The organism is Pseudomonas sp. H3_E04 (assembly GCF_054668915.1).
Genome location: NZ_CP162797.1, coordinates 4,956,662 through 4,970,155, shown reverse-complemented (window position 1 = coordinate 4,970,155; position 13,494 = coordinate 4,956,662). Strand labels below are relative to the sequence as shown.

The window sequence follows — 13,494 nt, the reverse complement described above, 5'->3', positions numbered from 1 at the left end:
GGGGCCTGTCGCTATACTGCGCGTCAACTTCACGGACAAAGAGCCGAGCTCAAGTGAACCGGCCCACGCCAGTCAAAACCGATAACTTCTTCCTGCTGATCTTCCGTGCACTGCGCCACCGCCGTGTACCGATTGCATTGCGCATTGCCAGCCACAACGTGATCCTGGTCGCTCTGGCCCTGGTGATCTATGCCGGGGTGATGGGGCTGCAATTCAAGCAGGCCATGCACGAGCAGGCCGATGCGCTGGGCGAAAGCCTGACCACGCAGACCGCCACGTCAGCCACCGAGCTGCTGGTGTCCAACGACATCCTCAGCCTCAATGTGCTGCTCAACAACCTGACCAAGAACAAACTGGTCGCCCATGCGGCGATCTACAGCGTGGACAACCGCATCCTCGCCGAGTCCGGTCAGCGTCCCAAGCACAGCCTGCTGGGCGAAGCCGAGGGCATGTACGAGAGCAAGATCACTTTCCAGGACGTGACCGCCGGGCAACTGCGCATCAGCCTCGATATGGATCAGTTCCAGCAGCCGATGACGATCAGCCTGCAGAGCATGGGCATTTTGAGCGCGATTCTGTTGGCGCTGTCGCTGGCCCTGAGCCTGCGCATGGGCCGTTATCTGTCGACGCCATTGCTGCAATTGCGCGTGTGGCTGCGCCGGATCGACGCGCACACTCCGGGCATTGATCGTCAGGATGAAATCGGCGATCTGGCGCGCCAGCTGCACGCCAGCTATGCCCCGGAGCCCGAGCCAGAGCCTGAACCCGAGCCGGAATTCGCCGAGGAGGAAGACGAGCCTGAATTCGAGGTGCGTAACCTGCGCGATCCAAGCTTCGATGAAAGCCGCCCGCTGGCCGCGAAGAAACCGGCACCGCGTCATTTGGTCAGCACCGTCGAAGACGATGATGACGATGACGCTTTCGCCGACCTGCGCGACGAATCGCTCAACGGCGCCGCCCAATCGCTCACGCGCAAACCGAGCCCGGACGTTGCGCAGCACACCGCCGTACTGGCCGTGCAACTGGGTTCGCAGGAACAACTGCGCCGCTTGCCGCGCGCACGTCTGGAAGAATTGCAGGAACGCTATCGCGACTGCCTCGAGCAGGCCGCTTCGCTGTATCAGGGCGAAATCGAAACCCTCAACGATGGCAGCACGCTGTTGCTGTTCCACACCGAAGATTGCGGCGACGATTACCTGACCAATGCCATCTGCTGCGGCGAACTGCTGCGTGCTCTGGGCCATCAGTTGCAGATCGAGGTCGCGGACAGCGGCATCACCCTGCAATTGCAGTTGGGCCTGACCTTGGGCGACGAACTGTTCGGTCTGAGCCAGATTGATCTGCTGCTGACCGATTCAGCCCAGGATGCACTGGCCTTGTCGCAACACAGCCGCAATCTGCTGCTGGTCGAGCGCAAGATCAGCGATGACGCGCTGATTCGCCAGCGTGCGCGGATCCGGCCGATCGCCAGCCCCGAGGGTGCTTGCTGTGTGGAGCGGTTGATGGAGCCTTATCCGTCGATGCTGGAGCGGCAACTGGCGCGGATGCATGAGCGCCGGGCGTAAGGCTTAGGCCAGATACGCAAAAGCCCGCAGACGAGTGATTGTCTGCGGGCTTTTTGTTGCCTGCGCTGGCCCCTTCGCGAGCAGGCTCGCTCCCACATTTGATCGGCGACGTGCAGGCCCTGTGGGAGCGAGCCTGCTCGCGAAGGGGCCAGCGCTGAAGACGAATAATCTCTGCCCCCCAGATACAACAAAGCCCGCACAAGGCGGGCTCTGTTCTGACTCGTTCCAGCCTCAGAAGCGGAACACTTCCATATCGGTACGGATCGGCGAGGCCATTGGAATCTTCGGTTGCTTCTCAGCATCCGCCGCCGGCGCTGCGGGTTTCGGCGCGGCTTTACGCGGTGCCTCGGCCACTGGCGGCTGGTTGGCCAGAGGCTTGAGCGCCACCGACAACTGCTCGGCCAGACGCTGCAACAGGATACCTTGTGCCTGCACCTGGGAAGCGGTGCTGCCGGCGTGCAACTCCTGCAGATGAATGATGCGGTTATCGCGCACCTTGCCTCGACGGTCGATCAAACGCCATTGCGCATCGAGAATAGCCGGTTGCTTCGCTCCGGAATCCAGACGAGTGATGGTCAGCAACACCTGCACATCCGGCGTGAACCCGGCCGTGGCAGGCGCCAGCACCACACGCTGGCTGTCCAAATGACCGGCGACCTGACGCATCAGCAGCTGATCGATATCCGACGAAAGGCTGCCAGCCCAACGACCGTCGGTCGCCGCTTGCAGGCTGCCGTCGGGTTGACGTTGCAGCAGGGTTTCGCGTTGCAGGTAATCGGCAACAACTACCGGCCCCAGCAAAACCGCCATGCCCGCGCTTTGCGCAGGCTGAACCGGACTTCCGCTGTCCAGTTGATACAGCGATACCGGCTGGTGAACGCTGCAACCCGCCAGGCCAAGAACGCCGGCGAGCAACAAAATAAGGGGGCGTAGAGCAGTCATCATCCCGTCCAGGTGGCCGCCACAAGGCTGACCACAGTGAAAATACTCAATAAATATGAAGAACGCTCGGCCACGCCGGCGCTTGAAAGGCCATATCATCCGTGAATATGCGTTCCGACTCCAGCGCCAAAGCGTCGATCTACGCGTTTAATCGCAGATCGAACGCTCTAGGAAGGCGTTCTTGCCTAATTGAGGTTTTCGACGAGCAGCGCATCGACCCGCTGAAAGCCGCGCGGAAGTTTGTTTCCGCGCCGGCCACGCTCACCTTTGTAGTGCTCGAGGTCGTCGGCTTTCAGTGACAGGGTCCGTTTGCCAGCCTGCAACACCAGGGTGGCGCCTTCCGGCAGGACGGCGATGTCCGTGACATATTCTTCGCGACTGGCCACGCGTTCACCGGAGATACCGATGATCTTGTTGCCTTTGCCCTTACCTAATTGTGGCAGATCGCTGATTTTGAAGATCAGCAGGCGACCTTCGGTCGTGACCGAGGCCAGCCAGTTCTGCTCACGATCGGCCACAGGGCGCGGCGCGATGACCTTGGCGTTGTTCGGCAAGCTCAACAGCGCTTTGCCGGCCTTGTTCTTCGCTTGCAGATCTTCGCCTTTGACCACGAAGCCGTAACCGGCATCGGAGGCAATCACGTACAGCGCATCGTCTTCGGGCATCAGCACGCATTCGAACGATGCGCCCGGTGGCGGCGTCAGACGGCCGGTCAGCGGTTCGCCCTGTCCACGGGCCGACGGCAAGGTGTGCGCGGCGACCGAATAGCTGCGGCCGGTGGAGTCGATGAACACCGCAAACTGGTTGGAGCGTCCCGCCGCCGAGGTCTTGAAGCCATCGCCAGCCTTGTACGACAGACCGGTGGCGTCGATGTCATGGCCCTTGGCCGAACGCACCCAGCCTTTTTCCGACAGCACGACAGTGACTTTCTCGTTCGGCAGCAGATCGTGTTCGCTCAACGCCTTGGCTTCCGCGCGCTCGACGATAGGCGAGCGGCGGTCGTCGCCGTAGGTTTCGGCGTCTTTGAGCAGCTCGGTGCGCACCAGTTTCTTGAGCTTCGCTTCGCTGCCCAGCAGGGCTTGCAGCTTGGCTTGTTCCTTGAGCAGTTCGTCCTGCTCGTCGCGCAGCTTCATCTCTTCCAGTCGCGCCAACTGACGCAAACGGGTGTCGAGGATGTAGTCGGCCTGAATTTCACTGAGGGCGAAACGCTCGATGAGCTTGGCTTTCGGATGCTCCTCGGTACGGATGATGTGAATCACTTCATCCAGATTGAGGTAGGCGATCAGCAAACCATCCAACAGGTGCAGACGACGTTCGACCTTGTCGAGGCGGAATTGCAGGCGGCGACGTACCGTCAGCACGCGGAACTGCAGCCATTCGACCAGCAGCGCACGCAGGTTTTTCAGTTGCGGCTTGCCGTCCAGACCGATGATGTTGACGTTGACCCGGTAGGTCGACTCCAGCTCGGTGCTGGCGAACAGGTGCTGCATCAGCGCTTCGTGATCGACGCGGCTGTTGACCGGGATGATCACGATACGGCATGGGTTTTCGTGGTCGGATTCGTCACGCAGATCGGCGATCTGCGGCGCTTTCGACGGTTTGGCCTGCATCAGCGCGGCGATCTGCTCCAGCACCTTGGCGCCGGAGACCTGATGCGGCAGCGCGGTGACGATGATGTCGCCATCCTCGACGTGGTACACGGCGCGCATACGCACCGAGCCCTTGCCGGTTTCGTACATCTTCAGCAGGTCGGCGCGCGGGGTGATGATTTCCGCTTCGGTCGGATAGTCCGGGCCCTGAATGTGCTCGCAGAGCTGCTCGACCGTGGCTTTCGGCTCATCGAGCAGACGCACGCAGGCGGTGGCGACTTCACGCAGGTTGTGCGGCGGCACGTCAGTGGCCATGCCCACGGCGATACCCGTGGTGCCGTTGAGCAGAATGTTCGGCAGGCGCGCCGGCAACACCAGCGGTTCCTGCAGGGTGCCGTCGAAGTTTGGCCCCCAGTCGGCGGTGCCCTGGCCCAGTTCGCTGAGCAGCACTTCGGAATAGCGCGACAGCCGCGCTTCGGTGTAACGCATGGCGGCGAAGGACTTCGGATCGTCCGGCGCACCCCAGTTGCCCTGGCCGTCGACCAGCGTGTAGCGATAGCTGAACGGCTGCGCCATCAGCACCATCGCTTCGTAGCACGCCGAGTCGCCGTGGGGGTGGAACTTGCCGAGCACGTCACCGACGGTACGCGCCGATTTCTTGTGCTTGGAATCGGCGTCCAGCCCCAGCTCGCTCATGGCGTAGACGATACGCCGCTGTACCGGTTTCAGGCCGTCGCCGATATGCGGCAAGGCGCGGTCCATGATCACGTACATGGAGTAGTTGAGGTAGGCATTTTCGGTGAAGTCAGCCAGCGAGCGGCGTTCTACACCGTCCAGGCTGAGATCAAGGGAGTCGCTCATGCGGGCCTCATCGGTTCGTTGTCTGGCGCAGCAGCATGGTGCCACCGCGCTGGGTAAATTCAAGTTTGTTCAGGGCGCTCATGCCGAGCAGCACCTGGTCGCCATGCAGCCCCGGCGCCACCAATGCACGGACATCCCGCAGCACGATGTCGCCCAATTGCAGGCGGGCAATCTTCGTTCGATAGCCCTGGCTCAGGCCGTTGGCCGTGCTCAGGGTCACGCCGAAACCTTCTTGCAGCTTCAAACGCTTGGCCAGATCCGCCGGGATCGCCACATCGGTCGCGCCGGTGTCGAGCATGAACTCCACCGGCTCGCCGTTGATCTGGCCGCTGGCGACAAAATGCCCTTGGGCATTGCTCACCAGTTTCACTTCGATAAAACCTTCGCCCTGCTCCGACGTCACGACAATGTTCGGATTCTGCTGGCGCTGCTCCCACTGACCGAAAAACCTTGTCGCGAGAAACAGCGCCGCGCACCAGGCGAGGATCATCAGCACCCGACCGGCACGCTTGCCCGGCGGTTGCTGGCTCATGGCCTGGCACTCCAGCCACCGTCCGGCGCGGCAAAGCGCCAGACCACCGGGCGGACTTCGCCGTCGGCACGCGGGCCAAAATTGTTGTCGACGCCGATCCACGCACCTTCGGCATCAATGATCAGCGCTTCTTCCAGTCCGTAGTTCTGCGAGTAGCGGCGATTTTCCCGCAACAGTTCGCCGGCGTACGACCAGCATTGTTCGACCTTGGCCGTCTGTGCATCGCGCCGGCAGATCTCGAAAGCGTTGCGCTCAAGGGTAAACAGCTTGCCGTTGAACAATGAAATGTCGGAAAAGTCGCGATGAACCGCTTTCGCTTTCGGAAACTGTGGCGGCTGCATCTCCTTGCCGCCTTCACTGAGCAGCACGCAGCGACCGTCACAATCCCACACCGTCTGCTGGCGCTTGATCAGCAGCAAACCGCGCTTTTGCCGTTCGGCGGCCAGCCACATCTGATCACCGGCCGGGTTGATCGCCAGGCCTTCGAAGATCGAATTGAACTTGAGCAGCATGCCGCTCGCCCGCGCTTCGCGAACCAGCAGCGGCGATATTTTCAGCCAGTTCGGCGGGCCACTGACCGGCACTTGCAGTACCGCCGCATGGGCTTCACTGACGATGTAGCGATTGCCAGCGCTGTCGCAACTGATGCCTTCGAAATCCAGATCGCCCCCGCGAATGAACGACGCCGCCCAGGTGCGCGAACTCAAGCCCCACGGCAAGCCGCTCTCCGGCACGGGCGGCACATCGATGTGCACGGTTTGCGCCTGCCAGACCGGATCGCGGGTATCGAGCCGGTAGATCTGCTCGTCATCGCGATCGGAAACCGTCCACAGCTCATTGCCGCACAGGGCCAGACCCGACAGGTTGCCGCCGCGCATGCCCTCGACCGGGTGTTCGGAGAGCAGCCGCAATTCTTGCAGCGGCTCGGCCGACACACTCAGCGCACTCAGCAGCAACGCACCCGCCAAGGCCCAGCCAAACTGCATCAGGCCAGCACCTCGGCGAGGTTGCCTTTGGATTCCAGCCAGGATTTGCGGTCGCCGGCGCGTTTCTTCGCCAGCAACATGTCCATCATTTCCGAGGTTTCGGCGAAGTCTTCGCCCAGCGTCAACTGCACCAGACGCCGGGTGTTCGGGTCCATGGTGGTTTCACGCAGTTGCGGCGGGTTCATCTCGCCCAGACCCTTGAATCGGGTGACCTGCGGCTTGCCGCGTTTCTTCTCGGCGACCAGGCGATCGAGAATGCCGTCGCGCTCGGCTTCATCGAGCGCGTAGTAGATCTCTTTGCCGAGGTCGATGCGGTACAGCGGCGGCATCGCCACGTACACATGACCGGCATCCACCAGCGGGCGGAAATGCTGGACGAACAGCGCGCACAGCAAGGTCGCAATGTGCAGACCGTCGGAGTCGGCGTCGGCGAGGATGCAGATCTTGCCGTAACGCAGCTGGCTCATGTCCGCCGCACCCGGATCGACGCCAATGGCCACGGCAATGTTGTGCACTTCCTGGCTGGCGAGCACTTCGCTGCCGTCGACTTCCCAAGTGTTGAGGATCTTGCCGCGCAACGGCAGGATCGCCTGGAACTCCTTGTCCCGCGCTTGCTTGGCCGAACCGCCGGCGGAGTCACCCTCGACCAGGAACAGTTCGGAACGCATCGGGTCCTGCCCGGCGCAGTCAGCCAGTTTGCCCGGCAGCGCCGGACCTTGGGTGACGCGTTTGCGCTCGACTTTCTTGCTGGCCTTGAGACGGCGGCCAGCGTTATTGATCGCCAGTTCGGCCAGGGCCAGCCCGGTTTCCGGGTTGGCGTTGAGCCACAGGCTGAAAGCGTCCTTGACCACACCGGAGACGAACGCCGCCGCTTCACGGGACGACAGACGCTCTTTGGTCTGACCGGAGAATTGCGGTTCCTGCATTTTCATCGACAGGACGAACGCGATGCGCTCCCAGACGTCTTCCGGCGCCAGCTTCACGCCGCGCGGCAGCAGGCTGCGGAATTCGCAGAACTCGCGCATCGCGTCGAGCAGGCCCTGACGCAGACCGTTGACGTGGGTACCGCCCTGCGCGGTCGGGATCAGGTTGACGTAGCTTTCCTGCACCGCGTCGCCACCTTCCGGCAGCCACAGCAGCGCCCAGTCGACCGCTTCCTTGTTACCGGCAAAGGCGCCGCAGAACGGCTCGTTCGGCAGACGTTCGAATTCGCTGACCGCATCGACCAGATAAGAGCGCAGGCCGTCTTCGTAATGCCACTCGACTTTCTCGCCGGTACCTTTGTCTTCGAAGCTGACCAGCAGCCCCGGGCACAGCACAGCCTTGGCCTTGAGCACGTGCTTGAGGCGGCTGATGGAGAATTTCGGGGAGTCGAAGTATTTCGGGTCCGGCGCGAAGTACACGCTGGTGCCGGTGTTGCGCTTGCCGACGGTGCCGACGATTTCCAGCTCGGAGGCCTTGAAGCCGTCCTTGAAGGTCATCTGGTATTCGTTGCCGTCCCGTTTGACCCGTACGCGCACTTCGGTCGACAGCGCGTTGACCACGGAAATACCCACCCCGTGCAGACCGCCGGAGAACTGGTAGTTCTTGTTGGAGAACTTGCCGCCCGCGTGCAGCTTGGTGAGGATCAGTTCGACGCCGGACACACCCTCTTCCGGGTGAATGTCGACCGGCATGCCACGGCCGTCGTCGCTGACTTCCAGCGAATGGTCGGCGTGCAGGATGACCTGCACCGATTTGGCGTGGCCGGCCAGGGCTTCGTCGACGCTGTTGTCGATGACTTCCTGGGCGAGGTGGTTCGGCCGACTGGTGTCGGTGTACATGCCGGGGCGTTTGCGCACCGGGTCGAGGCCCGAGAGGACTTCGATGGCGTCGGCGTTATAAGAACTAGCGCTGGGAGTGGCCATAAGGTCTCGTCGTCAGTCATTCATGAAAGAGGGGCAAGACTTCACAGCGTGGTGAAATCGATTGCCTGATACATATCGGCAGCCATGCCGGCAAAACTCAGCAACGCCGGCAATTGCCCGGCAAAGCCCTGGAAACTGTGGTCGCCGCCGGCCTGGATGCGCAAGGCACAGGCGCGGTAATACTGTTGGGCGAGGCGATAATCCAGCGTTTCGTCGCCAGTTTGCAACCAGACCTGATAACGCTGAGAGTCCTGCGGTGGTGGCACTTCCAGTTCGGCCAGCGCCGTGACGTGGTCGTGGGTCAATTCCCAGGTTTCATCGGTGTAGAGGTTTTTCTGCGTGCCCAGATAACCATCGAACATCCGGTGCGGGCTGACCGCCGGGTTGACCAGCAGGGCTTTCAGGCCATGGCGCTCGGCCAGGTGAGTCGCATAGTAGCCGCCGAGCGAACTTCCCACCAGCAACGGCCGGCCCAGCTCGGCGATTGCCTGCTCGAGCTGACCGATGGCTTCGCGCGGATGGTAATGCAGCGCCGGCACGCGCAATTGCTCGCTCAACCCCAGCCGCTCCATGACCGCGACCAGCTGACAGGCCTTCTTCGAGGCCGGCGCGCTGTTGAAACCGTGGATATAGAGGATCGAACCGGACATTTGAGCTCCCTGGCTGTCGGCGAAAGATAGCGGAGTTTACAGGGAGTCAGGGGAATCGTGGGTGTTTGTGCGGCCGCCTTCGCGAGCAAGCCCGCTCCCACAGGAGAACGCATTCCAATGTGGGAGCGAGCCTGCTCGCCAAGAAGCCCGTATGGTCTCAGTAACCGTTGGAACCGTAATCAACTTGAAAGTCGAATCCAGCCACGCGCTCAACCCCGGTTTCCAGCCGCCCATCCGGCAACAGCCTTAACCAGCGATACCCCGGCGCCTGCTCGCCCACTTTGAAATCCGCACTGCCCGGCTCGAACTGAATGCACGTCGAAGGCGAGGCCATCAAGCGCACGCCATTGCGCTCGCGATCGATTTGCTGATGCACATGGCCCCACAACACCGCGCGAACTTGGGGAAAGCGATCCAGCACTTCAAAGAACGCTTCCGGGTTGCGCAGGCCGATCGGCTCCATCCACGCGCAGCCGATCGACACCGGATGATGATGCAGACACACCAGATGATGACGTTCGGGCGCTTCGCTCAGTGCGCGGGCCAGCAACTGCAATTGATCATCCTGCAGATAGCCCGGCACCGAACCCGGCACCGCCGAATCCAGCATCGTCACCCGCCAATTGCCGATGTCGACTACCGACTCGAGCAAGGTGCTCTGCACCGCCGCCTCGGCCATGACCATCGGCTCGTCGTGATTGCCGGGAATCCAGCGCGCCGGTGCACTGATCTGCGCGCTCAGTTGGCGGAAGGCCTGATACGACTGCAGCGTGCCGTCCTGGGAAATGTCGCCGGTGGCCAGCACCAGATCGATCTGCGCCTGTTGCGCCAACACCAGGTCGATGACCTGTTGCAGGCTCTCGCGGGTCTTCATGCCCAGCAGCTTGCCGTCCGCTTCGGCGAACAGGTGGCTGTCGGACAACTGCACCAGCAGCGCCGGGTCGGCGCTGGTCAATGTCGATACGCTGGGCAAGGCGCTCTCCCGGGGCTAGGCACGCAATGGATAGGTGCGGCAATTATGCTGGGGGATGACACAAAGGGGAAACCGCCGAAGCGGACGCAGTTCACAACTAGCGAACGACTTCGTACTCGTGCCCCAACGCCAGGCAATGGCTCAGCCATTCGCCCAGAAACACATTGAGCTGGGCCTTTTCATCGGGCTGGTGCATGGCGGCGTTCGGGTAAGGATAGATGCCGCGAAAGCGTCGTGCATGTTCGGCGCTGATGACTTCGGCCATGCGCGCGTCGTGGTAGACCTGCACTTCCAGCTGCGGCACCGGCAACCATGGCAGGCTGTGTTCCTGGCGTACCTGCAAGGTCGTGGTGTACGGGCAGGTCTGCAGCACTTCGAGGGCGAGCACGCCGAGCATCTGTTCGCCCTGGGTCACGGCGATACGCCGCGCCTCGGGTTCGTTGCGCATGTCCGGCAGCAGTCGCATCAGGCGCGCGTAGTTGGCCTCGCAGGCGGCTTGCAGCCCCACGAGGTCAACCCGATAACGATCGCGCAGCTTGTTTACGACCATAGCCCCCTCACTTCGGCGCGGTTGAGCGCCAGCCACTGCAAGGCGATGATGCTCGCCGCGTTGGCAATCCGTCCGTCACGCACGGCCTGCAAGGCATCTTCGAATGCCCAGACCGTTACGCGAATGTCTTCGGCCTCTTCCTCCAGCCCGTGCAGCCCGCCGACGCCGTCGGTGTTGCAACGCCCCAGATACAAATGCACGAATTCGTTGCTGCCACCCGGCGATGGAAAGTACTTGGTCATCGGCCACAGCGCCTTGATGTCCAGCCCAGCTTCCTCCTGCGCCTCGCGGTGAGCAACTTCTTCCGGTTGCTCATCCTTGTCGATCAGACCGGCGACCAGCTCGACCAGCCACGGGTTGTCGGCCTTGCCCATGGCGCCGACGCGAAACTGCTCGATCAGCACCACTTCATCGCGCTGCGGATCGTAAGGCAGGACGCACACGGCATCGTGGCGCACGAAGATTTCACGATTGATCTCGCGGCTCATGCCACCGGCGAACAACTCATGGCGCAGGTGCACACGGTCGAGCTTATAGAAGCCCTCGTAGCATTTTTCGCGCCGCACGATATCGACGGCGGTCGGAATAGCGTTGGCAAAGTCAGTCATGATCTTCCTCTTTACTGCACATCCATTACGAGGTTGCTGTGTACAACCGGCAACCTCGACTTCGCGCCATCCTAACGCGCCCGCACCGTTTGATGCAGCCCCTTTACCGTCAGCGGGATGGACGGTGACGGTGAAACACACTCTAATCAGCTTAGTGGCGAACTGACTGCTTCGTTGAGAGTCGAAGCGGTATCTTTTTGCCTTCCCCTGCTTTCGAAAGGACGCCCATGTCGCTTTTCAAAATTGCCTCTGTGGCCGCTATTGCCCTGACTCTGGGCGCTTGTGCCAGCCTGTTCCAGCCCAACTATCGCACGCCGCTGGAAACCACCCGCGACGCCTCGGAACAACTCAAACCCGGCTGTTCCAACCCCGATTGCCCGCTGGTGAACATCGACACCCTGCGCTTCCCGGATGAGCCGGCACTGGACGGCATCATCGAAAAACGCCTGCTGCAAATGACCCGCACCGAAAAGAACGCACCGGTCGCGCCAACCCTGGCCGCCTACCGCGAGCAGTTCCTCGCCAGCGCCGGCCCGCGCCACAGCAGCTATCTGCAAGCGAAAGTACGCGAGCAGCATGACGGACTGGTGATCATCGAGCTGTCGAGCTACCTCGACACCGGCGGCGCCCACGGCACTCCGGGTCGCGGTTTCATCAACTATTCGCGCCAGCAGCACAAGGTGCTGAACCTGTCCGACATGTTGCTGCCGGGTCAGGAAGAGGCGTTCTGGAAAGCCGCGCAAGTGGCGCACAACAGTTGGCTGATCAGCACCAAGCTCGATCAGGAGGCGGAATTCGTCGCGAACTGGCCGTTCGTGAAAACCCCGCACGTGGCGCTGACCTACGGTGGCGTGATCCTCAAGTACGACGTGACCACCATCGCGCCTTATGCGTTGGGCCACGTCGAACTGAAGATTCCTTACCCGCGCCTGAACGGCATTCTCAAGCCTGAGCTGTTTCCCGGCCGTAACTGAAGGCCCGGCCCAGCACCAACTGCAACAGCCCTGCCAGCACCAGCGCCGGCAGGGTTGCGCCGACATCCGGATACAGATTCGCCAGCAAGTGGTAGGTGCTCACGCCACCCAGCCACGCCAGCAACGCCGGCCAGCGCAATGCGGCTGAGGCAACCTGAGCACTGCGCTTGCGCAGGATGAAGTGATCCACCAGCACCACGCCGAACAGCGGCGCAAACACCGAGCCGATCAACAGCAGGAAATTCTGGTACTGCGCCAACGGCGCCAGCAGTGCGATCAGCGTGCAGATCACGCCGATGGCCAAGGCCAGATGCTCGACTTTCAGGCGCAACAGAATCCCGCTCGAGACCGCCGCCGAATGAATATCGGCGAAGGCGTTTTCCGACTCGTCGAGCAGAATCAGCAACAGCGGAATGCCCAGACCGGCGCCTGCCAAGGCCAACAGCAGCGCATTGACTTCACCGCTTGGCGCGAACGCCAGGGTGTAGGCCACGCCAAGGCTCATCAGCCAGAAATTACCGATGAAAAAACCCACAGCCGTGCCACCGAAGACATTCTTCGCGCGCTTGCCGAAACGCGAGTAGTCGGCAATCAGCGGCAGCCACGATAGCGGCATGGCGATGGCAATGTCGAAGCCCACCGCGAATGGCATCGAACCGTCACCGGCGCGCGCCCACAACGCCGCGAGGTCGGCTTTGGCGAACAGGTTCCAGGTCAGCCACAGGCACGCGGCGAGCAACAGCCAGATGCCCCACTTGCGCAGAATCTGCCGCACGAACGTCAACGGCCCGCTCACCGCAAGCAAGGTCGCCAGCGCGCCGAAGAACAGCGTCCACAGCATCGGACTGGCCCACAGCGAGCCGTCGCTGAAGGCGCGAGTGCCGAGCAGGCTGGCGGCATCGCGCATGACGATGATTTCGAACGAGCCCCAGCCGATCAGTTGCAGCAGATTGAGCAGCGCCGGCAGGCTCGCGCCTTTGCTGCCGAGGCTGAGCTTCAGCGCGGCCATCGATGACAGGCCGGTGTCGCTGCCGATCACGCCGACAGCAGCGAGCAGCAGCACGCCCACCAGCGTGCCCAGAAATATCGCCAGCAACGAACCGGACAGGCCCAGACCTGGCGCGAGCAATGCGCCGGTCTGCAAAACCATCAGGCCGATGCCGAGGGAGAACCACAGGGAAAACAGATCGCGACCGCCGAAGACACGCTTTTCAGCGGGTACGGCGAGATCGGGGGAATAGGTGCCGGGTTGAATGCTCAAGGGTGTGATCTCAAAAAGGAGCAGAGAAAAAGCTGCAAGCTGCGAGCTACAAGTTAGAAGCAGTGCGCGGACTGCTTCTAATCTTGCAGCTTGTAG

The 13,494-nt window shown here is 62.0% G+C and carries 12 protein-coding genes; 2 read left to right on the top strand and 10 right to left on the bottom strand.

Annotation, left to right across the window (positions count from 1 at the left end; translation table 11 throughout):
* Positions 1-53 precede the first annotated feature (53 nt).
* Complete coding sequence (locus AB4N53_RS22380) at positions 54-1,565, top strand: AhpA/YtjB family protein (RefSeq protein WP_460123376.1); 1,512 nt, start codon at positions 54-56, stop codon at positions 1,563-1,565.
* Between the two features lie 231 nt (positions 1,566-1,796).
* On the opposite strand, the gene AB4N53_RS22375 is transcribed toward AB4N53_RS22380, so the two are convergent.
* The 9 genes from AB4N53_RS22375 to AB4N53_RS22335 all read right to left on the bottom strand — a co-directional run bounded on the left by AB4N53_RS22375 (position 1,797) and on the right by AB4N53_RS22335 (position 11,163).
* On the bottom strand, positions 1,797-2,507 hold the full coding sequence (locus tag AB4N53_RS22375) for a PqiC family protein (RefSeq protein ID WP_039756820.1): 711 nt from the start codon (positions 2,505-2,507) through the stop codon (positions 1,797-1,799).
* Positions 2,508-2,692: 185 nt separating this feature from the next.
* Positions 2,693-4,957, bottom strand: coding sequence for a DNA topoisomerase IV subunit A (gene parC / locus AB4N53_RS22370; RefSeq protein ID WP_460123372.1), 2,265 nt, complete (start codon positions 4,955-4,957; stop codon positions 2,693-2,695).
* Between the two features lie 7 nt (positions 4,958-4,964).
* Positions 4,965-5,489, bottom strand: coding sequence for a retropepsin-like aspartic protease family protein (locus AB4N53_RS22365; RefSeq protein WP_151552195.1), 525 nt, complete (start codon positions 5,487-5,489; stop codon positions 4,965-4,967).
* Positions 5,486-6,475, bottom strand: coding sequence for an esterase-like activity of phytase family protein (locus AB4N53_RS22360; RefSeq protein ID WP_460123368.1), 990 nt, complete (start codon positions 6,473-6,475; stop codon positions 5,486-5,488). Before AB4N53_RS22360 ends, AB4N53_RS22365 begins: the two co-directional genes overlap by 4 nt.
* Positions 6,475-8,382, bottom strand: a complete 1,908-nt coding sequence (gene parE, locus AB4N53_RS22355) for a DNA topoisomerase IV subunit B (RefSeq protein ID WP_024011346.1) — start codon at positions 8,380-8,382, stop codon at positions 6,475-6,477. Before parE ends, AB4N53_RS22360 begins: the two co-directional genes overlap by 1 nt.
* A gap of 41 nt (positions 8,383-8,423) precedes the next feature.
* The gene (locus tag AB4N53_RS22350; RefSeq protein WP_460123363.1) at positions 8,424-9,032 is read right to left on the bottom strand and encodes a YqiA/YcfP family alpha/beta fold hydrolase; all 609 of its coding nucleotides are present in this window, start codon (positions 9,030-9,032) and stop codon (positions 8,424-8,426) included.
* Positions 9,033-9,189: 157 nt separating this feature from the next.
* On the bottom strand, positions 9,190-10,005 hold the full coding sequence (gene cpdA, locus AB4N53_RS22345; protein WP_460123359.1) for a 3',5'-cyclic-AMP phosphodiesterase: 816 nt from the start codon (positions 10,003-10,005) through the stop codon (positions 9,190-9,192).
* Between the two features lie 97 nt (positions 10,006-10,102).
* Positions 10,103-10,555, bottom strand: coding sequence for a DUF1249 domain-containing protein (locus AB4N53_RS22340; RefSeq protein ID WP_039756811.1), 453 nt, complete (start codon positions 10,553-10,555; stop codon positions 10,103-10,105).
* Positions 10,546-11,163 (bottom strand): NUDIX domain-containing protein, encoded by a 618-nt coding sequence (locus tag AB4N53_RS22335; RefSeq protein WP_460123355.1) that lies wholly within the window; start codon positions 11,161-11,163, stop codon positions 10,546-10,548. The genes AB4N53_RS22340 and AB4N53_RS22335 overlap by 10 nt, the downstream gene beginning before the upstream one ends.
* A 227-nt stretch (positions 11,164-11,390) precedes the next feature.
* On the opposite strand from AB4N53_RS22335, the gene AB4N53_RS22330 reads away from it, so the two are divergent.
* Positions 11,391-12,137: an RsiV family protein gene (locus AB4N53_RS22330; RefSeq protein ID WP_071174221.1), complete on the top strand. Its 747-nt coding sequence runs from the start codon at positions 11,391-11,393 to the stop codon at positions 12,135-12,137.
* Here the strand turns inward: AB4N53_RS22330 and cytX are convergent.
* Complete coding sequence (gene cytX / locus AB4N53_RS22325) at positions 12,106-13,398, bottom strand: putative hydroxymethylpyrimidine transporter CytX (protein WP_460123350.1); 1,293 nt, start codon at positions 13,396-13,398, stop codon at positions 12,106-12,108. The two genes, AB4N53_RS22330 and cytX, sit on opposite strands and share 32 nt — an antisense overlap.
* Positions 13,399-13,494 lie beyond the last annotated feature (96 nt).